Raw genomic sequence first — 20,277 nt, 5'->3', positions numbered from 1 at the left:
TAAGGAATAATAATATGAGATGTAAAATATATAAGATGATATGTGTCGCTGTCGCTTGTATGAGTTTAACCGCTTGCGATAGCTGGTTGGATGTAGATCCTTCCGATCAATATTCCACGGAAACATTCTGGAAGACAAAAGAGCATGCGAGTGCCGGTATAATGGGATGTTACAACGCATTGAAACCTTGGCGTTCATTGCATACGATGGAATTCGATATGTTGACAGCGAATGCGATGCCTTATAACGAGGCGAATGGTACGCAAGCGATTGGAAAGGGTGAACATTTGTCTACTACGGCTCTAATCGGAAGTTTATGGAAGAACTGTTATGTTGGTATTGGCCGTACGAATACTTTCATCGCTAATGTCGGAGGTGTCGATATGGATGAGTCGGAGAAGGCGAAGATGGTGGGTGAAGCCAAGTTCTTACGAGCTTTCTATTATTTAAGTCTGGTCGATAAATTCGGAGGTGTACCGCTGATTATAGATGCTCCCAATGCGGATGAGCAAGCCGAATTACCTCGCAATTCCAAGGAAGAGGTAGTGAATCAGATTGTCAAGGATTTGGAGGAGGCCGCTGCCGTGCTACCGGACACCTATGCTAGCTCAGACTTGGGACGTGCGACAAAAGGTGCTGCGTTAGCGTTAAAAGCCCGTACTTTATTATATAATTCTCGTTGGGCGGAGGCGGCCCAAGCTGCTAAGCAGGTAATAGAGTCTGGCGTTTATCAATTATTCAATGATTATCGTCATTTCTTTAGCGAAGATAATAAATATAATTGTGAGGTAATCTTTGATATAGAAGCGAAATTGCCGGAGTATCCAACGGATTATGATCAGAATATCTGGCGCTTGAATCGTCCGGCTCCCTTGAAGGAACTGGTTGATACATATCTCTGTATTGACGGGAAGACGATAGAAGAGTCACCGCTTTATGATCCGGCTCGTCCGTATGAGAACAGAGATCCCCGTTTATTGAAATCGATCGTTTGCATCGGTTATCCGTATTTAGGAAAGACGATCACAAAAGAAGATGTGGCGACTACGGGTTTCGGTGTGAAGAAATACACTTCTTATGAGGATGATGTAACGATTCCTTTAGTAGAACGTTCGGCTTTCAATTTCATTTTAATTCGTTATGCGGAAGTTCTGTTGACGTATGCCGAGGCGCAGAATGAGGCGAGTGGTCCTGATCAGTCAGTTTATGATGCCATCAACCAATTGCGTAGGCGCCCGGATATCAATATGCCGGAAGTACCAAAAGGTTTGACGAAAGATCAGATGCGTGAGGTAATCCGCCGTGAACGCCGTATCGAGTTGACCTTTGAAGGACTCTACTATTCGGATATCTTGCGCTGGAAAACCGCCGAGAAAGAAAATAATGGTATGATGCATAATTATGAGGGAATAGAAGTCGTGAAACGTTCTTTTAATCCGAAACGAGATTATTTATGGCCGATCCCTTATAACCAAACAGTCTTGAACCCTAATTTGGAGCAAAATCCGAACTGGGATTAATTCTTGGGTAAATTAAAAACTGTTATCTTTGAAGTGCCAAACACAGGATGGCACTTCAAAGCCAATATTTCAATAAATAATATCATGAAGAATAAACTAATGTTACTGACGGCCGCCTCAGCTTTTTCAATGGCAGGCATAGCCGCTGATTACACGAATATCGTCCTAATCAATTTGGATGATGTGGGTTACGGAGATTTTTCTTTTAATGGAGCTTACGGATATACCACTCCGAATATCGATAAGATGGCGGCGGAAGGCGTTCGTTTTACGCACTTTTTGGTAGGACAACCGATCAGTGGAGCCTCTCGTGCCGGCTTGTTGACCGGCTGCTATCCGAATCGTATCGGTTTTTCCGGCGCTCCGGGGCCAGATTCGAACTACGGTGTCCATCCAGAGGAGATGACGATCGCAGAGGTATTGAAACAGAAAGGATATAGTACCGCTATCTTCGGTAAATGGCATTTAGGTAGCCAAAAGGAGTTCCTCCCCTTGCAAAATGGCTTCGATGAGTATTATGGGTTGCCGTATTCTAACGATATGTGGCCATTCCACCCGCAACAAGGTGAGGTCTTTAATTTCCCAGATTTGCCGACTTATGACGGAAATGAGATTATCGGTTATAATACGGACCAAACACGGTTGACTACGGATTATACCACCCGTTCTGTTAATTTCATCAAGAAGAATAAGAATAAGCCTTTCTTCTTGTATCTGGCCCATAATATGCCCCATGTACCGTTGGCCGTTTCCGATAAATTCAAGGGAAAGAGCGAGCAGGGTTTATATGGCGACGTGATGATGGAGATCGACTGGAGTGTAGGTGAGATATTCAAGGCATTGCGTGAGCTGGGCTTGGAAGATAATACGTTGGTGATCTTGACTTCCGATAATGGCCCTTGGACCAATTACGGGAATCATGCCGGTTCAGCCGGTGGGTTACGTGAGGCAAAGGCTACGACCTTTGATGGTGGTAACCGGGTTCCTTGTATCATGTACTGGAAAGGTAAGACGTTACCGGGCACGACTTGTAATAAGTTAGCTTCTAATATCGACCTTCTTCCTACGTTCGCCGAGATCACGCAGGCTCCGCTTCCTCCTCGCAAGATTGACGGAGTAAGTATCTTGCCGTTGATCGAGGGTAAAAAAGACGCCAACCCACGTGAGTCTTTCGTCTATTACTATCGAAAGAATGACTTGGAGGCTGTTACGGATGGAATGTTCAAATTGGTATTCCCCCATAAATACGTTACTTATGGGGCTTATGAGCCGGGAAACGACGGCCAGCCGGGTAAGTTGACGAATCTGGAGATCATGAAGCCGGAGATGTACGACCTGCGCCGTGATCCGGGAGAGCGTTATAACGTGATTACCCAATATCCGGAGGAAGCCGCTAAATTGATGAAGATCGCGGACCAGAAACGCCATGAGTTAGGGGATGACTTGACTCGTATGAAGGGTACGGAACGTAGGGAACCGGGTTTAGTACAAGGGAAAAAACGTCATGACTTATGAAACAATCGATCATTAGTATCGGAATGACTGCCTGTTGTCTTTCGGGAAACGGGCAGTCTCTCTTTGCCGCCAATAAACCGGCGCAAGAGGAACGTCCCAATATCTTGTTTATCCTATCGGATGATCATACTTCCCAATCGTGGGGTATTTACGGGGGCGTGTTGGGGGAATATGCCCGCAACGAGAATATCCGTCGCTTGGCTGCGGAGGGTTGCGTATTGGATAATTGTTTTTGTACGAACTCGATCTCTTCTCCGAGTCGCGCGGCGATCTTGACCGGAGCCTATAGTCACGTGAACGGTGTCTACACGTTAAGTGATTCTTTTGATCCGGAGCAGGATAATATCGCCAAGCAAATGCGGGCGGGAGGCTATCAGACCGCTTTGGTCGGTAAATGGCATCTGAAAACGCAACCGCAAGGTTTCGACTTCTATTCCGTGTTCCATGACCAAGGCGAGTACCGAGACCCTACTTTTATAAATTGTACGGAACCTTGGCCGGGTGAGCGTAATTTCGGGGAGCGGGTACGAGGTTTCTCCACGGATATCGTGACAGATAAGGCGATCCGTTGGATGAAAGAGGCCGATAAGGACCGGCCTTTCATGATGTGTTGTCATTTCAAGGCTACACACGAACCTTGGGATTTTCCAGAACGGATGAGGCATTTGTATGACGGCGTTGTTTTCCCGGAACCGGAGAACTTATTTGATTGGGGGCCGGAGACGAATGGACGTACTTTCTCCGGACAGCCTTTGGAGGAGTTGGCCCGTCGTTGGGACGTGGCGTCGCAAGACCCTGATAAATGGTGGTGCCGGTATCCGGAGTTGCCTTTTACGACGAAGGGGATGCATCGATCTGCCGCCCGTAGCGCCGCTTACCAGAAATTGGTGCGCGACTATCTGCGTTGCGGGGCTACGATCGACGATAATATCGGGAAGTTATTGAAAGCGCTGGACGATATGGGAATCGCCGATAATACGATCGTGGTGTACGTATCCGACCAAGGTTATTTCTTAGGAGAGCATGGTTTCTTCGATAAGCGTATGATGTATGAGGAGTCTCTACGTATGCCTTTCGTGATCCGTTACCCGAAAGAGATCCCGGCGGGGACCCGCAATAAGGATATGATCTTGAACGTGGATTTTGCCTCTTTGCTGGCGGATTACGCAGGCGTGAAGACCCCGAATGAATCGCAGGGCCATAGTTTTCGCGATAATCTGAAAGGAAATACCCCAAAGGATTGGCGTAAGGAGATGTATTATCGTTATTGGACCCAACATTCGAACCGTCCGGCCCATATGGGTATCCGTAATGAGCGGTATAAACTGATGTTTTTCTATGGCGACCGTCTGAATATGACTGGTTCGGAGGATAAGACCACGACACCAGCATGGGAGTTTTACGACCTTCAATCCGATCCTCGTGAGAATCACAACGCTTATAACGATCCCCAATACGCCAAGATCATCCGGCAAATGAAGGAGGAGATGCTGAAGCTGCGGAAAGATGTTAAGGATGAGGACACGAATACCCCTAAAATGAAGGAGATTATGGATACCTATTATTGGTAAAAAGAAAACGGAGGGAGACGTAGCGTGCTGCGTCGCCTATCCTTTGTAATAGAAGTCCACGCTAGCAACCGAGAGGGAGTGCGGTATGTTATAAAGCATGTATTTCTAGAAAGAAGAAGGAATTTGTTCTTTTGTGAAAAAGAAGTCTTATGTTTGTGCACGATATGAAAAACAGGGTTTATATGGCCCCGTTATCAGTAAAAAACCAGCCTTGACATGAATACAAACAGAGATAAGGCTGTCTCTTTTGGGCGGGACGGCGGAGATGTCCGCCGTCCCGTTTTTTTGTCAATGAGCCAGAGCCGTATGTTACATCCGTTCCAGCTCCGGGGGAGCCAGAGCGGAATATCGCCCGCTGGCTGTGTGAATAACGACAAGCTGCGTCTTTCCGGATACCTATTTCGTTAAATCATAAGCCTCTATCACGCATTCCAAAGCGCAAGCGTTTGCTGCCGAGTTTTCCTTGTGGAAAGGGCCGTACCAATAACAACCGAAGCTTTTGGATGTGGGATCATAATCTTTTGTGATGATGGATTCCGCATTTTTCAAGATGAAATCTTTATAAGCCGGATTCTTTGTCACTTCATACAGGAAGGCTAAATGACGGATGAAGATACCCTTAAATTGGACACCGTCGTTGCTATCATCGATCTCGGGCTTCATTTCACGGAGAATACCCTCGTCAGTTATCAATTGTGTGGTGATGGTAGCGTCGGCGATCTTTTCCGCTAGTTCCAAATAAGATTTATCGTTGGTTTGGAGATACATCTCGGCTAAGACAGCGATGGCTACGCCTTGGTTATAGGTGTAGTGGGCATTTCGGTTGGGGGTACAATCGTCTTTGGTACCGTCTTCGATTTGGTAGATGTTCGTATTGATCATGCCGGTTCGCATATACCAATCTACGTTCTTCTTGAACCAGTCGAGGTATGCCGGATTCTGGGTCGCTTTATATAAACGGATCGCCGTAAGGGAGAATAAGTTGTTGGCAATCGAGTTCTTGTAATGCAGTGGATTCTTCTTCCAGAAAATGCCGCCTCCGCAAGCGTCGCTCCAGCCGGTTGTCATATCATCGAATATGATCTCGGCCATATCTAGGTACTTTTTCTCTCCGGTCAGTTTGGAGGCCTCGATCCATGCCAATGCCCACCAACCCTCGTCATCGTAATAATCGTTGATGAAGTTGTCGCAATAACGGGGAGTACCGGTTGAGTCTACGCCTACTTGGTAATGACGGGCTTTCTCGAATACATCCTCTATGACAGAAGGGATGGCCGGATCTTTGGTTACGGCACCGTAGCGAATGGTGGCGGTTAATACGTTCGCCGAGTTCCACCAGCCTGCTGTTTCCCAGATACCGGTCGTGTCGTTTCTCCAGCTTAGGGAGGTTTGTACGCATTCTCGCATCTTTCCTTCAAAAGGGGAAAGTTTGCTACAGGATAGCATGAAAAATACAAGCAATACGCTTGTCAGGAAATGTTTGTACATACGTATTTATTAAAATAAGATTAGATTAAGCTACAAAGATAAATGATCTTTTTGAACTTTATTTAAACTTTGTACCTTTGTCTGACGGAATCTAAGATACTTCAATATTAATCATAAAAGAAAAACACGGTAAGATGAAAAAGCAAATCTTATTTATTTGTTGTGCGGTAATCGCATACTGCCTGAGCGCCTGTAATACGGCACCTCAGCAAGTGCCTTTGAAAGAGAAGAATCTGCCAAAGCATGTAATCTTGATTGGTTTCGACGGCTTGAGCGCCCATTGCTTGAATAATGGGGCGGATATGCCTACTTTCCGTAAGATGATGGCGGAAGGTGCTTCCACGTTAGAGAATCGTTCGATCCTGCCTTCGTCGAGTGCTTGTAATTGGGCTTCCATGTTTATGGGAGCAGGACCGGAGTTGCACGGATATACGGAGTGGGGATCTCGTACGCCGGAGCTTCCTTCCCGTGTCGTGAATAGCGACAACCGTTTCCCGAATATCTTCGGCATGTACCGGGATAAGGCTCCCGAGGCTGAGATTGGCTATATCTATGAGTGGGAAGGCATGAATTATCTGGTGGATACCTTGGCCATGAGCTTCCGTAAGCATGCCCCGATGTCGGCTGAGAACCCGAACGGATGTACCCCGGTAGCCGTTCAGTATATCAAGGAGAAGAAGCCGAACCTTTGCGCGATTATATACGATCAGCCGGATGGTACCGGACATGGCAAGGGATGGAGTTCCCCGGAGTATTTCGCCATGGTGAATCATTTGGACAGTTGCTTGACGCAAGTGATGGACGCCGTTCGTGAGGCGGGTATCATGGATGATACGGTGGTTATACTGACGGCCGACCACGGCGGTATCGAGACCGGTCACGGTGGCAAGACGATGAACGAGATGCAAACCCCGATCGTTTTCTATGGAAAGAACGTAAAGAAAGGCTTCAAGATCCCGGAGAGCACGATGGTATATGATATCGCCGGTACGATGGCTTACCTATTGGACGTACCGCAGCCGCAGGTGTGGATCGCCCGTCCGATATTATCAGCTTTCGAGGATAATTAAAAACATAGATCATGAAGAAAGTTATTTATTCTTTTATTTTTCTTTTTTGCGCCGTATTAACCTTACAGGCGGAGACAATGGTGGTTGCCACCTATAATTTGCGTAACGCCAACGGCGGCGATTCCACGAACGGTAACGGTTGGGGACAACGCTATCCCTACATCGCCCAGATCGTACAATTTCACGGGTTCGATATCTTTGGTACCCAAGAGGGCAAATATCCGCAATTGCAGGACTTGAGGCAAGCCATGCCCGGATATGATTATATCGGTGTGGGACGTGACGATGGTAAGCGGGCGGGAGAGCATTCGGCTATCTTTTACCGCACGGACAAGTTCGAGGTTTTGGAGCATGGCGATTTCTGGCTATCCGAGATCACCGACCGTCCGAATAAGGGCTGGGATGCCGTCCTTCCCCGTATCTGTACGTGGGGTGAGTTCCGGGATAAGCAAACCGGTTTCACTTTCTTGTTCTTCAACCTTCACATGGACCATGTAGGCGTACAGGCACGTGCCGAGAGCGCCAAGCTGATCTTGGAGAAGATCAAGGAGTTCCCCAAGAAACTTCCCGCTATCCTTACCGGCGATTTCAACGTGGACCAAACAAGTGAGTCCTATCAGTTGTTAGATGGTTCCGGTATCATGCGTGACTCTTATGAGATCGCTGATTTCCGCTATGCCCCGAATGGTACCTTCAACGGTTTCCATCCGGACCGCAAGACCGATAGCCGTATCGACCACCTTTTTCTTACGAAAGAATTTGAGGTGAAGAAGTATGGATTCTTAACGGATACTTATCGCTCCGAGGCGAAAGAAAGCGCCCGGAAGGAGCAAAACGGTAATTTCCCGAAAGAGGTGTCATTGAGTAAATATGAGGCCCATACCCCTTCCGACCACTTTCCCGTAATGATCGTTGTGGAAGTAAAAGACTGAGGTTTTAGAAAAATTGGTTATTATTAACCCCGTAATCTTTATCAAATTTGTTTAGATCTTGTTATATAATCAGAATATTGACTAAAACGATCTAAACAAATTTGGTATGATACGTAAATTATTGATTCGTGATTTGACTCTTCGCGATGGTCAGCAATCGGCATTCGCTACAAGAATGTCTCAAGCGCAAATAGACCGTGTACTTCCTTACTACAAAGACGCAGGCTTTTATGCCATGGAAGTATGGGGTGGGGCGGTTCCCGATTCCGTGATGCGTTATTTAGGTGAGAATCCGTGGGATCGTTTAGAGATCATCAAAGAGAAAATAGGAAATTCCTCCAAGCTATCCGCTCTTTCCCGTGGGCGTAATTTATTCGGTTATAATCCTTATCCCGACGAGATTATAGAAGGCTTTTGCCGGAACTCGATTCGTTCTGGTATCGATATCATGCGTATTTTCGATGCTTTGAACGACGTGGATAACGTGAAATCCACGATCCGTTATGTGAAGAAATTCGGGGGAAAGGCTGACTGTGCCATCTGTTATACGATAGATCCTCACCATTCCCCGGTAGAACGTATAAAAGCCGCCTTGCATGGACGGCCCTTGCATAAGCCTGTTTTTACGAATGAGTATTTCTTAAACAAGGCCCTTCAACTGGAGTCGCTGGGCGCTGATATGATCACCCTGAAGGATATGAGTGGTTTGATACCTCCGGCTCGTACGGCGGAATTGGTGCGATTGTTCAAGAAGAGCCTGAAGGTACCGGTGGATTTCCATACGCATTGTACGCCCGGTTACGGATTGGCGTCGGTCGTATCCGCCATTATCAATGGGGTGGACATCGTTGATACGAATATCTGGAACTTCGCCGGAGGACCGGCCGCTCCCGCCGTGGAGCTGGTCTATATCTTCTGCAAGAAATTGGGTATCGAGCTGGATCTTGATATGGACACGATCGCTAAGATCAACAAGGAGTTATTGACGATCCGCAAGGAACTTTCCTCGTTCGATACCGCGAAGAAATTCCCGAGGCCCTTTAATCCCGTAGAGGATAGTTTCCCCGCCGAGATCGACCGCTTCTTCAACGATGCCATCGAGGCCGCCCGGAAAGATAAGGAGGACGATTTGCTGCTTTATTGCCGTGCGATCGAGGAGTATTTTGATTTCCCCGAGCCGAACGAGTTGGTGAAAAAAGCGCAGATCCCGGGAGGTATGTACACGAATATGGTTGCCCAGTTGAAGCAATTGGGGCAGATCGACTTGTTGGAGAAGGCGATGTCGCTCATTCCGCAAGTACGGATGGATGCCGGCTTACCTCCGTTGGTGACGCCTACGAGCCAGATTATCGGGGCGCAAGCGGTTTCCTGTGCGCTGGATGAGCTGAAAGGTCGCCCGATGTATAGTAATCCTTCCAACCAGTTTATCGCCTTGGTAAAAGGAGAGTATGGCAAGACGCCGATTCCGGTAGATCCGGCGTTTCGGTTGAAAATCGCCGGCGTACAAAATGAGGTGCCTTACGACGGTTCCCATTACGTGAGGCAAGAGAATCCTGTATTGGAGGATTTGGATGTGCTATTGGCTGAGAATGAGAAAGAAATACTGTTGCTGGAGTTGTTCCCGACGGTAGCCCGTACATTTTTAACTAAATGGAAAGAACAAAAAGCGAGATCGACTGTTTAATAGTAGAAAGTCCTCAAATTTGGCATCCGTCATCTATTATATGTACGTTGCCGTTTAAACGGTGATACGAAAAGGCTCTCCGAATGGTAAGCGAACCATGGGAGAGCCTTCTTTATTTTATAAAGTGACTTTTTCGCGGACTCTACAAAGGGATCTTGTCTATACGACGTTGGTGGCGACCACCCTCAAAAGGTGTATCCAAGAATATCTCAACGATTTTCTTAGCCTCTTCCTTGCTGATAAAACGACCGGGCATTGATAACACGTTCGCGTCGTTATGCTCACGTGCCAGTTTCGCGATATCCTCTCGCCAGCATAAGGCGGCACGGACACCCCGATGTTTGTTCAAGGTCATACTAATGCCATTCCCTGTACCGCAGACAGCTATTCCCGGATAAACTTCGCCAGCTTCTACGGCCTTGCCCATCAGATGGGCGAAATCCGGATAATCGCAACTGTCAGAAGAATAAGTTCCAAAATCTTTATAAGACAATCCCCTTTTATCGAGGATTGTCTTTATATATTCTTTTAACTCAAAACCAGCGTGATCGCTACACAAACCTACTATACCCATCTTTATGCTAATAATTCTTTTACTTGGTTATAAACGTTCTTAGCCGTGAAACCTAATTTCTCGTCCAATACTTTGTAAGGGGCGGAGAAACCGAAGGATTCAAGTCCCCATACCTTGCCGTTAGGACCTACCAAACCTTCCAGATTAACCGGAAGACCAGCGGTTAAACCGAAAATCCTGCTTCCTGCGGGAAGAATGGATTCTTGGTACTCTTTGCTTTGTGAACGGAATAGACCTTCGGAAGGAACGGAAACGATACGAACCTTTATGCCTTCAGCACGAAGTAAGGCGGCGCCCTCGACCAAAGTCGATACCTCGGAACCGGAAGCCAAAAGAATTACATCCGCGTTAGCGTCTTCATTGACGATATAGGCACCCTTTTCCGCCTGCAAAGCCTCTTGATAGCGGTTTTCCTTAGCGGGAAGATCTGTGATATTCTGACGGGAAAGAATCAATGCGGTAGGAGTGTAAACGTTCTCCATCGCTAGTTTCCATGCGACTGTTGTCTCCACAACGTCTGCCGGACGAAGTACCAACATGGAGTTGTGTCCCTTATGATTCTTCAATTTCTCTAATAAACGAACTTGAGCTTCTTGCTCTACCGGCTCGTGCGTAGGTCCGTCTTCTCCAACACGGAAAGCGTCGTGTGTCCAGATGAACTTAACGGGCTGCTCCATCAACGCGGCCATACGTAACGCAGGCTTCATGTAATCGGAGAATACGAAGAATGTACCGCAAGCGGCGATCACGCCACCATGTAAAGACATACCGATACAGATACAAGCCATAGAAAGCTCGGCTACACCCGCTTGGAAGAAAGCTCCGCTAAAGTCGCCTTTCACGAAAGCATGGGTCTTTTTCAAGAAGCCGTCTGTCTTATCGGAATTGGAAAGGTCGGCGGAAGCGACGATCATGTTTTCTACATGGGTAGCAAGCACTCCTAATACGGTAGCGGAAGCGGCACGGGTCGCTTGGTTCGCTTTCTGCTCGATTGCGGCCCAGTCGATTTGAGGAGCCTTTCCGGAGAACCATTGCTCCATCTTAGCCGCTAAGTCCGGGTGAGCTTTCGCCCATACGTCTTTCACGGCGTAACGTTCGGCGACGATTACTTCCAATTCTTTCGCACGCTTGGCATATAATTCTGCTACTTCAGGGAAGATCGTGAACGGATGTTCCGGATCACCACCTAGGTTCTTGATCGTATCCGCTATGGAAGCTCCTGCCGCGGATAAAGGTTGTCCGTGAGTAGATACCTTATTTTCGTAACAGCTGTTATCAGCGCCGACAGCACCTTTCCCCATAACGGTGTTACCGATGATCAAAGTCGGTTTGGAGATCTCTGCCTTAGCCTCTTTTAAAGCCTTGCGGATCTCGTTTACGTCGTTACCGTTTATTTGAATGACTTTCCAGCCCCAAGCCTCGTATTTCATGGCTACGTTCTCCGCATCGACGTCTTCTACCTTGGTAGATAGCTGCACGTTGTTAGCGTCGTAGAACATGATCAAGTTATCCAGTCCTAAAGTTCCGGCGATACGTCCGGCACCTTGGGAGATTTCCTCTTGGATACCTCCATCGGAAATATATGCGTAAATAGTCTGGTTCATTACTTCCTCACCCAGACGTGCTTTCAAGAATTTAGCCGCGATAGCCGCACCTACCGCATAAGTATGTCCTTGTCCCAGCGGGCCGGACGTGTTTTCGATACCACGCATAACGTCTACCTCAGGATGTCCCGGAGTAACGCTTCCCCATTGGCGGAACTGTTGAAGTTCATCCAATGTGAATTTGCCGCTTAAAGCCAGTACGGAATAAAGCATCGGAGACATATGCCCCGGGTCAAGGAAGAAACGATCGCGTCCTTCCCATTTGGGATTCTTGGGATCGTATATTAAGAACTCTGAGAACAGTACGTTAACAAAGTCTGCACCACCCATAGCGCCACCCGGGTGCCCGGAGTTCGCTTTCTCCACCATTGACGCAGCCAGTATACGGATGTTATCAGCTGCTTTGTTCATTACTTGAATATCGTTCATTTTATCAGATGAATTATTTATTTGACCGCAAAGATAATCAAACTCTTTGTAAGAGCCGTTATATCAATCAAACAATTCCTTTTCGGTAAAGGTTCCTATCTTCTTATATTTTTGATAAATTGAGAGATATTTAAGATAGCCCGCTGAGCGCCTTATTCTTGCGGATATACATCATTCGGATTAGAGCGAGAAGTCGAAACCCTGTTCAACCCATTTGTTGTATTTTTTCTCGTTGAATTTGTAGAGGAAAGCTCCTCGTTTGGAACTTTTCTTGTCTTTGATATCCAGTTTCTCCAGAATATCCATGGCGTTTAGCTTTTTGCGAAAGTTCCGTTTGTCTAAAGGGGTTTGGTAAATGGCCTCATACAATGTCTGTAGTTGGGGCAAGGTAAATTGCTCGGGAAGCAAATTGAAACCGATAGGGCGGCTTGCCGCCTTCTTTTTAAGGACGGACAACGTATCGTTTATCATTTGGTTATGGTCGAAAATCAAGTCAGGAAGCTCGGATATCTTGGTCCAAGTAGCGTTATGGCTTTCCAAGATCTCGGGGCTGAAATCATTCATATTCACCAAGGAATAGTAAGCTACGGAGATAACCCGTTCCCCTAAGTCACGCGATACATCTCCGTAAGCCCCTATTTGTTCCATAAAAAGATGCTCGATACCCGTGCAATCCGTTAATACCCGTGATGCTGCTTCATTCACGCTTTCCCCGGATTTCACGAAGCCTCCCATAAGGGACCATTGTCCTTTCATCGGCTCGAACGAACGTTTGTATAATAAAACATTCAACTCCTTATTGTTAAACCCTAGAATGATACAATCTACGGCAACATAGAATTTTACTTCGTCTTGATAAAAAGCTGCTGACATCGTTTTATGGATTTTAAAGATTAACAGAGCTTGCGTGCTCCGTCGCTGATTACTACATTATATAATTTAGGTTCACGGCCAAACTTCTCTTTATAAGCAGAGAAGGCTTTCTTCACGAAATCGTCGTACAACTCATCCTTAACCAAGTTTATCGTACAACCACCGAATCCTCCACCCATGACACGAGAACCGGTTACACCACATTCCTTGGCGATATCGTTCAAGAAATCCAGTTCCTCGCAGCTAACTTCATAAAGCTTGCTCATACCCTGATGCGTGCCGTACATCTTTTCGCCGACAGTCTCATAGTCGCCTTTCTCCAGAGCGGCACATACGTCGAGTACGCGTTGGATTTCCTCGATAACATATTCGGCACGCATGTAATCCTCTGCGCTGACATCCGCTTTTACCTCGTTCAGCATCTCCATCGTAGCGTCACGTAAGAACTCTACTTCCGGATGGTTGCGGCGAATGGCGGCTACCACGTTCTCACAGGATTTACGGCGTTTGTTGTAGGCTGAGGACGCCAACTCGTGCTTAACGACCGAATCCAATAACACGAGTTTGTAACCAACCGGATTAAACGGATAATATTTATATTCCAAAGAACGGCAATCCAAGCGGATCAAACTTCCGGCCTTGCCGAATACGGAAGCGAATTGGTCCATGATACCGCAATTCACGCCACAATAATTATGTTCTGTAGCCTGACCGATCTTAGCCAACTCGAATTTATCGATGTTCAATGAGAATAAGTCATTCAATGCGAAAGCATAAGTACTTTCCAATGCGGCGGAAGAAGACATTCCAGCGCCCAGAGGTACGTCTCCAGCGAATACGGTATCGAAACCTTGGATATTGCCACCTCGTTTAATAATCTCCCGGCATACGCCAAAGATATATCTTGCCCAGCTTGCGGAAGGAGCGTCCTCCTCGGTCAAGCCGAATTCAGCGTAATCATTTAAGTCGATGGAGAACGCCCGGACTTTGCCCGTCCCATTTGGTTTGATCTCGGCGATCATTCCTTTATCTACGGCACCCGGAAAAACGAAACCTCCATTATAATCAGTATGTTCACCGATCAAGTTAATACGTCCCGGAGATGTGTATAAGCTACCTTCGGTATTAAATAACTCTTTAAATTTAGTTCTGATTTTTTGTTGCATGATACTTAATTTGATTAAGGTAAATAATTGAATAAACAAGAAGAAATTATCCATTCAGAAAACTCTGCCGGATAATTTCTTCTTTATTATATTATGTCCTGTCCTTATTATTCAACAGGAATATCTTTGTTTACGTTCTTGCTACCAATCAAAGCGTAATATAGCAAATATGCCAATCCTAGGAATACCACCCAGAAGCTGGTAATGAAACCGCCAGCGTCGGCTACGGCTCCTTGGATCAACGGAAGAATACCTCCACCGCAAACCATTACCATGAAGATACCGGAAGCGGCTGCCGTATATTTACCTAAACCTTCTACTGCCAAGTTGAAGATACCACCCCACATGATGGAAGTACATAAACCACAAAGAGCCATGAACATGATTCCGACAGGAACCTCAACCATACCGAAAGAGATATCTGACAAGAATACAGGCATACTAACTTTAGTCGTAGCAGGGGCAAAGATAGCGATCAAGATAAAGATCATACCTACCGTGGCGGCTGATGACAACATCGCCTTACTAGAGATCTTAGCTCCGAAAGAGGCACCGAACAGACGTCCGATCATCATCAAGAACCAATATGTACCCACGATAGAACCGGCTACTGTAGGATCGATACCGATCTCAGAAGAAGTAGCGAACAAGTTCATGAAGTTAGGAATACCTACTTCGACACCCACATACAAGAAGATTGCGATGGCACCTAAAATGAAGTGACGGAAAGAAAGCGCGCTGTGCTTGTCCGGAGTCTTGGCTTCATTTTCCTTAACCATATGCGGTTCTGGAATTTGCATGCAGAACAATACGATAAATACGATGGCAAAGATACCCATAGCCAAGAACAATGCCGGGTTAGCGTCACTGATCTGAGCCTTAGCAGCGTCACCGATCAAATAACCAACCAATACCGGAACGATCGTAGCACCGATAGAGTTCACGGAACCGGCAACCTGAATTAATTGGTTACCTTTGTTTCCACCACCACCTAGCGTGTTCAACATCGGGTTTACTACGGTATTCAACATACACATAGAGAAACCGGACACGAAAGCACCTGTCAAATAAACAGCGTAGCTACCAGCCACACCGGAAAGATAAGAAATACCTACACCACAGAAACCTACGATGATCGCTAACAAAGCGGTTTTCTTGTAACCGATCTTCTGTAATAGCATACCGGCCGGAATACCCATGAAGGCATAGGCGATAAAGTTAGCCGCGTTACCCAGCTGCGACATGAAGTTGCTGGCAGCGAACTGGTTCTTAACGATGATACCGAATGGGTTCTGTAGACCCGTCACGAAAGATATCATGAAGAAGAGAGCCACCATCATGATAATAGGCAATGTGTAATTCTTTTTTGCTGTTGATTCCATTTCTTTTTTGTTGTTTTAGATTATTAGATTACTTAAATTATTCTCTTATTCTACACTGAATTTATAAATAGTAGTACTTTGGAAAACCTCGCCCGGGCGGAGTTCCGTTGTCGGATATTCCGGTTTGTTGGGGCTATCGGGGAAATGTTGGGTTTCCAGACATAAAGCGGCCCGTTCCGGGTAGCGTTGTCCGTTCTTACCTTCGAAATTCCCAGTCATCCAGTTACCTGTGTATAATTGCACGCCCGGTTGAGTCGTATAAGTTTCCATTACGATACCGGTCTTGGGGGAGGAGCAGCGAGCGCAGTAAGAAAGTTCGTTGTCCTCTTTATTTAATATGTACGTGTGGTCATATCCCTTACCGAATATAAGCTGTTCGAAATTGTCATTGATTCGTTCGCCTACCTCATGAGGAGTCCGGAAGTCCATCGGTGTACCTTCTACTTTCTCTTTAGGTCCGTACGGGATTGCCGTATTGTCCGTAGGCAGGTAATAGTCGGCGTTGATCGTGAGGATATGGTCTCCTATATAAGGATCTCCCGCACCGGATAGGTTAAAATAAGAATGATTGGTTAGGTTCAAGACCGTAGGTTTGTCCGTAGAGGCTTGATAGGAGATAACGACCTCATTCTCATTTGTCAGATGATAAGTTACGGTTGTCTTTAGTTCTCCGGGGAAACCTTCCTCGCCATCGGCGGAGGTATATTTCAATTCAATGGTTTGCTCGTCTATTTGCTTGGCGTCCCATACGACCGCATTGAATCCCTTGATTCCGCCATGCAAGCTATTGGGGCCATTATTTATGGCTAATTTGTCATAAGTAACACCGTCGATCGTGAATTTTCCAGCGGCGATACGATTTCCATAACGACCGCAAATGGCACCGAAATAAGGTTCTTCTGATGTTAAGTACTCTTCAATCGAATTATGGCCAGTAACGACATCGGTCATTTTTCCGTTCTTATCCGGAACCATCAGTGAGACGATTTTCGCTCCATAATTCGTGATCGCTAGCTCTGCTCCAACCTTGTTACACAGGGTATAAAGCGCCGTTTCTTTCCCGTCAATTTGCTTGCTGAAGTTAGCAACAGACAAGCCCGACAGTGTATTTATGTTCTTCATGCGTATCAATATTATTGAAATTGCGTGTAAAAGTAACTTTCTTCTTTGTATTTATAACCTTTCTGAATAATGTTTTATAGCATGATTTTAGATTTGTCTACCAAAAATATATAATTATCGCTTGTTTATACGTCAAGTCCTTGATTCTTCTCTTAGGCTAAAAAAACAAAACAACTCTTGTCTTACCCCTGTTATTAGTAAAACAGAGATAGAAAGAAATTGTCCATGCGGTCGTCCTATAAATATATCATACTCATACTCTTTGTGCTTATGCCCGGCTTGCTTTATTCCCAATCTCAAGATTGGGTACGTAAGTCCATTTATCCGCAAGCGGATAGTGGTAAAAGCAAGATCTATAATTGGATGTGGGGGAGGCATTATCGTCACCTTTATACGATCCCGATCAGGGTTCCTTCGGCTACGATAGAAACGTTGGGGGGTGGGATGGATATCGTCGGGCAAGCGGAAGGGTTTCACGGATTATTGTTGGAGAATAAGCGTAAGCAATTGTATTTGCTAAAGCCCTTGGGTGGCTCTACAAGTTTCTTGGAGTCGAAGTTTTTCCGGGAAATATATAATAAGACTGATTTTAAGAATACATATTTGGATGAGTTCTTAGGAGATGCTTATACGATTATCAATCCCTATACCTTTTTGGTCGCAGATTATTTAGCGAAGTCCGCGGGATTGAGTTTTTCTCCCTCCCGTATTTACTATATTCCTTCCCACATACGGAAAGACACAGTTGCGGACGGCAGCGATATACAAGATAGGCTGGTCAATCTAATCAATGTTCCGGATATTAATTTAAGGTCTAATTTGTATACCACGGAAGACTTTCTAGACAGCCTTCAAGTGAGTAAAAACTATATGGCGGATCAAAATCTATACATTCGGGAACGTATTTTCGATATGTGGATCGGAGATTGGAATAAGATGAACGAAAACTGGGAGTGGCAATCACATACCGTCAATGATAGCGTAATTTATACCCCGATCGTGATCGATAGGAATCATGCTTTCACGAAGGTGGACGGAGTATTGTTCAAGCAAATGTTGAAGATGTTATCGTTGGATTTTATCTGTAATTATGATAGCTTGATTTTAAAGGATACAAAGAAAATCAATAAGCTAGCTTTTGCGCTGGATATGGCGGTAGCAGGCCGCAGTGATGAGTCGGTTTGGATACGCCAAGCCCAAGAAATTCGGAAACAGATGACCGACTCTTTGATCGATAGCGCTTTTACTTATTTGCCGGAAGGTGTAAAACATGATGAGATAGAACTGATTAAACAAAAGTTGAAACGAAGGAGGCTAGAACTGGAAGCGGTTGCCAGCCAATATTATCGCTTATTGCAACGTACGCCAGTGGTTGCCGGAACCAATCAATCCGATTATTTCTTGATCGAGCGGCAAGCGCCGGACCGAACTATTTTACGGATTTATGATCCCGAGACCGGAGACTGTAGGTTGGAACAACAATTCTCCGGCAAAGAAACCAAGGAACTGTGGTTATATGGGCTTGCGGGAAACGATACGTTTGAAGTGAAGGGAAATACACGGAAAGATTTTCCGATATACTTGATCTCCGGAGAGGGGGAGAACCAATACCAATTGAATCATAGCCGGAAAATACATGTCTATGATAAGGATTATAAATATGATTACCAGAAGATAAAATACCATAAGATATCTTTTACCCCGTGGGGAATATATGACTCGGATAAAGGTATAAGTTTGGGTACGTTCTTTACATATACGATGTATGGCTTTAAACGAGCCCCATTTACCTATCAGCATCGGATCGGGTATAATTATTTGAAAGGGTTCATGTATGCAGGTGTCTTCCCTAATTATGACGGCCGGAGACGTTTATACCTGAATGCCTCCATCTCTTCACCCCGTAACTTCGAGAACTTCTTCGGATTTGGAAATAATACGGCGGGCTATAAAGAGGAAAAAAAGAATTATAACCGGGTGAAGCTCCGGACGTATATGTTTAATCCATCCTTCGAGATGGATTTGAGGAAAGAAGAGGTGATGACTTTCTTTGGCTCTTTGGATATGTACAAGGCTAAACGTACGGATGATCGATATATTTATACGGTTTATGGAGAAGATCATCCTATTTTCCGTACGAATTATTTCGTGGGTCTTGGGGCTACTTACCGGATAACGAAACAGCCTTATTCGTGGCTTCCCCTATTGGAAACCGAATGGACGGCCGGATGGAAAATGAATTTGAAAAAGCCGGAACGCAATTTCCCCTATGCGCAGGGAAGCCTTTCATGGAACGTACGGTTCTCGGATCGTTTTACTTGGGCCTCCTTGATGAAGGGAACGGTATTATTCGATAATGACTATGAGTTCTATCAAGCCGCCACGATTGATTTAAGGGGATTCCGTGATAACCGTTTTATCGGAAAACAATCCTTTTACCAATACTCGGATTTACGCTTGGACATGGGAAAACTAAAGAATCCGTTCACTCCCTTAAAATATGGTCTATTTGCGGGCTTTGATTATGGTAGGGTCTGGTTTCCCGGTGAGCGTTCCCATAGTTGGCATACTTCCTATGGTGGCGGGATTTGGCTTACTTTCTTGAATAAGTTCACCACTAAATATTCTTGGTTCGGCTCGACGGATAGTTTCCGGTTCGCCTTTGAGTTGGGGCTTGGGTTTTGATATAGCCTCAAACTTACACGGGACTGATGAGGGAAATTCTCATCATGATAAGGAGGGTTATTGTCTATTTCTATATTTGTTCTTGTCTTCTGTCGTATGACCCGGTAAAAACGTGTACGTGTTTTCCGAAAAACATGTACGACTTTTGTGGAAAACATGTACGTGTTTTTTCAGAAATATAATCATGTTTTTAAGGCTGATGATAATCAATGATTTACATATTCGTGTTATTTGCATGCTTATTGTTTGGATTTATTGAGTGAAAATCCATACATTTGCCTTTGATCAATTTTGTTCTTGTTATGAAATGGTTAAGGGCAATGTTTTTGTGCATGGTCGTTTTTGCCGCATTGACTGTGGTCGCCAACGATTCTTTCTCCCAAAAGGAGGTACGGGTGTGTGCTTCTACATCTTTATTTTCAATAGCGAATAAAGAGCCGGCTGCTTTCATCTCTTTTCAAGAAATCATAACTCCTTTGACGTCTTTCCCCGCTTTTGGGGAGAAGCTTTTGTTTCTTATTGCCTCATTGACTTTTTTCCTCGCTTTGTTTACCCTGTCGGTAGCTTTGTTGTTTTACGAACGGAGGGTAAGTTATGTTCGATTAAAATCCGTCTTTTGGCAAGAACGATACTCTTGCTATGTGCTTTGTCGTATGCTGGAT

General features: G+C 45.5%; 16 protein-coding genes. 8 read left to right on the top strand and 8 right to left on the bottom strand.

Features of this window, described 5'->3' with window-relative positions; genetic code table 11:
• Positions 1 to 14: 14 nt before the first annotated feature.
• From NBH07_RS04555 to NBH07_RS04540, 4 genes are all read left to right on the top strand, one after another.
• A complete protein-coding gene (locus NBH07_RS04555; protein ID WP_009017142.1) occupies positions 15 to 1,520 on the top strand; it encodes a RagB/SusD family nutrient uptake outer membrane protein in 1,506 nt (501 codons plus the stop codon).
• Between the two features lie 84 nt (positions 1,521 to 1,604).
• The gene (locus tag NBH07_RS04550) at positions 1,605 to 3,035 is read left to right on the top strand and encodes a sulfatase family protein (protein ID WP_009274937.1); all 1,431 of its coding nucleotides are present in this window, start codon (positions 1,605 to 1,607) and stop codon (positions 3,033 to 3,035) included.
• Positions 3,032 to 4,606 carry a sulfatase family protein gene (locus NBH07_RS04545; protein ID WP_009017144.1) on the top strand — a complete coding sequence of 525 codons (1,575 nt, stop codon included), beginning with the start codon at positions 3,032 to 3,034 and terminating at the stop codon, positions 4,604 to 4,606. Before NBH07_RS04550 ends, NBH07_RS04545 begins: the two co-directional genes overlap by 4 nt.
• Positions 4,607 to 4,822: 216 nt before the next feature.
• A complete protein-coding gene (locus NBH07_RS04540; RefSeq protein ID WP_005858110.1) occupies positions 4,823 to 5,014 on the top strand; it encodes a hypothetical protein in 192 nt (63 codons plus the stop codon).
• Here NBH07_RS04540 and NBH07_RS04535 read toward each other — a convergent pair.
• Positions 5,003 to 6,094: a glycoside hydrolase family 76 protein gene (locus NBH07_RS04535; protein WP_008779603.1), complete on the bottom strand. Its 1,092-nt coding sequence runs from the start codon at positions 6,092 to 6,094 to the stop codon at positions 5,003 to 5,005. The genes NBH07_RS04540 and NBH07_RS04535 overlap by 12 nt on opposite strands.
• A 134-nt stretch (positions 6,095 to 6,228) precedes the next feature.
• Between NBH07_RS04535 and NBH07_RS04530 the strand changes: the two genes are divergently transcribed.
• The 3 genes from NBH07_RS04530 to NBH07_RS04520 all read left to right on the top strand — a co-directional run bounded on the left by NBH07_RS04530 (position 6,229) and on the right by NBH07_RS04520 (position 9,780).
• Entirely contained in the window at positions 6,229 to 7,164 is a 936-nt protein-coding gene (locus NBH07_RS04530) for an alkaline phosphatase family protein (protein ID WP_005858107.1), read from the top strand.
• A gap of 11 nt (positions 7,165 to 7,175) precedes the next feature.
• On the top strand, positions 7,176 to 8,096 hold the full coding sequence (locus NBH07_RS04525) for an endonuclease/exonuclease/phosphatase family protein (protein WP_156682399.1): 921 nt from the start codon (positions 7,176 to 7,178) through the stop codon (positions 8,094 to 8,096).
• A gap of 106 nt (positions 8,097 to 8,202) precedes the next feature.
• Positions 8,203 to 9,780 carry a hydroxymethylglutaryl-CoA lyase-like TIM-barrel protein gene (locus tag NBH07_RS04520; protein ID WP_009017146.1) on the top strand — a complete coding sequence of 526 codons (1,578 nt, stop codon included), beginning with the start codon at positions 8,203 to 8,205 and terminating at the stop codon, positions 9,778 to 9,780.
• A gap of 142 nt (positions 9,781 to 9,922) precedes the next feature.
• Here NBH07_RS04520 and rpiB read toward each other — a convergent pair whose 3' ends face one another.
• From rpiB to NBH07_RS04490, 6 genes are all read right to left on the bottom strand, one after another.
• Positions 9,923 to 10,354, bottom strand: a complete 432-nt coding sequence (rpiB, locus tag NBH07_RS04515; protein WP_005858101.1) for a ribose 5-phosphate isomerase B — start codon at positions 10,352 to 10,354, stop codon at positions 9,923 to 9,925.
• A gap of 2 nt (positions 10,355 to 10,356) precedes the next feature.
• Positions 10,357 to 12,387: a transketolase family protein gene (locus tag NBH07_RS04510; protein ID WP_009017147.1), complete on the bottom strand. Its 2,031-nt coding sequence runs from the start codon at positions 12,385 to 12,387 to the stop codon at positions 10,357 to 10,359.
• 180 nt (positions 12,388 to 12,567) lie between these two features.
• On the bottom strand, positions 12,568 to 13,260 hold the full coding sequence (locus NBH07_RS04505; RefSeq protein WP_005858097.1) for an NUDIX hydrolase: 693 nt from the start codon (positions 13,258 to 13,260) through the stop codon (positions 12,568 to 12,570).
• Between the two features lie 20 nt (positions 13,261 to 13,280).
• The gene (galK, locus tag NBH07_RS04500; protein WP_005858095.1) at positions 13,281 to 14,426 is read right to left on the bottom strand and encodes a galactokinase; all 1,146 of its coding nucleotides are present in this window, start codon (positions 14,424 to 14,426) and stop codon (positions 13,281 to 13,283) included.
• A gap of 107 nt (positions 14,427 to 14,533) precedes the next feature.
• Complete coding sequence (locus tag NBH07_RS04495; protein WP_005858093.1) at positions 14,534 to 15,808, bottom strand: MFS transporter; 1,275 nt, start codon at positions 15,806 to 15,808, stop codon at positions 14,534 to 14,536.
• Between the two features lie 45 nt (positions 15,809 to 15,853).
• Positions 15,854 to 16,930, bottom strand: a complete 1,077-nt coding sequence (locus tag NBH07_RS04490; protein WP_009017148.1) for an aldose epimerase family protein — start codon at positions 16,928 to 16,930, stop codon at positions 15,854 to 15,856.
• A gap of 225 nt (positions 16,931 to 17,155) precedes the next feature.
• On the opposite strand from NBH07_RS04490, the gene NBH07_RS04485 reads away from it, so the two are divergent.
• Entirely contained in the window at positions 17,156 to 19,615 is a 2,460-nt protein-coding gene (locus tag NBH07_RS04485; protein ID WP_009017149.1) for a hypothetical protein, read from the top strand.
• A 214-nt stretch (positions 19,616 to 19,829) separates the two neighbouring features.
• On the opposite strand, the gene NBH07_RS04480 is transcribed toward NBH07_RS04485, so the two are convergent.
• Positions 19,830 to 20,066: a hypothetical protein gene (locus NBH07_RS04480; RefSeq protein ID WP_022191889.1), complete on the bottom strand. Its 237-nt coding sequence runs from the start codon at positions 20,064 to 20,066 to the stop codon at positions 19,830 to 19,832.
• Positions 20,067 to 20,277 lie beyond the last annotated feature (211 nt).

The sequence above is a fragment of the Parabacteroides sp. B2-S-102 genome, assembly GCF_023656665.1.
Taxonomy (GTDB): Bacteria; Bacteroidota; Bacteroidia; order Bacteroidales; family Tannerellaceae; genus Parabacteroides; species Parabacteroides distasonis.
This window is presented reverse-complemented; position numbering and strand designations above follow the sequence as displayed.

Bases quoted from the DNA above. Each gene is read 5' to 3' on its own strand.
- NBH07_RS04555 (WP_009017142.1), top strand. From the start codon at position 15: ATGAGATGTAAAATATATAAGATGATATGTGTCGCTGTCGCTTGTATG.
- NBH07_RS04550 (WP_009274937.1), top strand. From the start codon at position 1,605: ATGAAGAATAAACTAATGTTACTGACGGCCGCCTCAGCTTTTTCAATG.
- NBH07_RS04545 (WP_009017144.1), top strand. From the start codon at position 3,032: ATGAAACAATCGATCATTAGTATCGGAATGACTGCCTGTTGTCTTTCG.
- NBH07_RS04540 (WP_005858110.1), top strand. From the start codon at position 4,823: ATGAATACAAACAGAGATAAGGCTGTCTCTTTTGGGCGGGACGGCGGA.
- NBH07_RS04535 (WP_008779603.1), bottom strand. From the start codon at position 6,094: ATGTACAAACATTTCCTGACAAGCGTATTGCTTGTATTTTTCATGCTA.
- NBH07_RS04530 (WP_005858107.1), top strand. From the start codon at position 6,229: ATGAAAAAGCAAATCTTATTTATTTGTTGTGCGGTAATCGCATACTGC.
- NBH07_RS04525 (WP_156682399.1), top strand. From the start codon at position 7,176: ATGAAGAAAGTTATTTATTCTTTTATTTTTCTTTTTTGCGCCGTATTA.
- NBH07_RS04520 (WP_009017146.1), top strand. From the start codon at position 8,203: ATGATACGTAAATTATTGATTCGTGATTTGACTCTTCGCGATGGTCAG.
- rpiB (WP_005858101.1), bottom strand. From the start codon at position 10,354: ATGGGTATAGTAGGTTTGTGTAGCGATCACGCTGGTTTTGAGTTAAAA.
- NBH07_RS04510 (WP_009017147.1), bottom strand. From the start codon at position 12,387: ATGAACGATATTCAAGTAATGAACAAAGCAGCTGATAACATCCGTATA.
- NBH07_RS04505 (WP_005858097.1), bottom strand. From the start codon at position 13,260: ATGTCAGCAGCTTTTTATCAAGACGAAGTAAAATTCTATGTTGCCGTA.
- galK (WP_005858095.1), bottom strand. From the start codon at position 14,426: ATGCAACAAAAAATCAGAACTAAATTTAAAGAGTTATTTAATACCGAA.
- NBH07_RS04495 (WP_005858093.1), bottom strand. From the start codon at position 15,808: ATGGAATCAACAGCAAAAAAGAATTACACATTGCCTATTATCATGATG.
- NBH07_RS04490 (WP_009017148.1), bottom strand. From the start codon at position 16,930: ATGAAGAACATAAATACACTGTCGGGCTTGTCTGTTGCTAACTTCAGC.
- NBH07_RS04485 (WP_009017149.1), top strand. From the start codon at position 17,156: ATGCGGTCGTCCTATAAATATATCATACTCATACTCTTTGTGCTTATG.
- NBH07_RS04480 (WP_022191889.1), bottom strand. From the start codon at position 20,066: ATGAAAGCAGCCGGCTCTTTATTCGCTATTGAAAATAAAGATGTAGAA.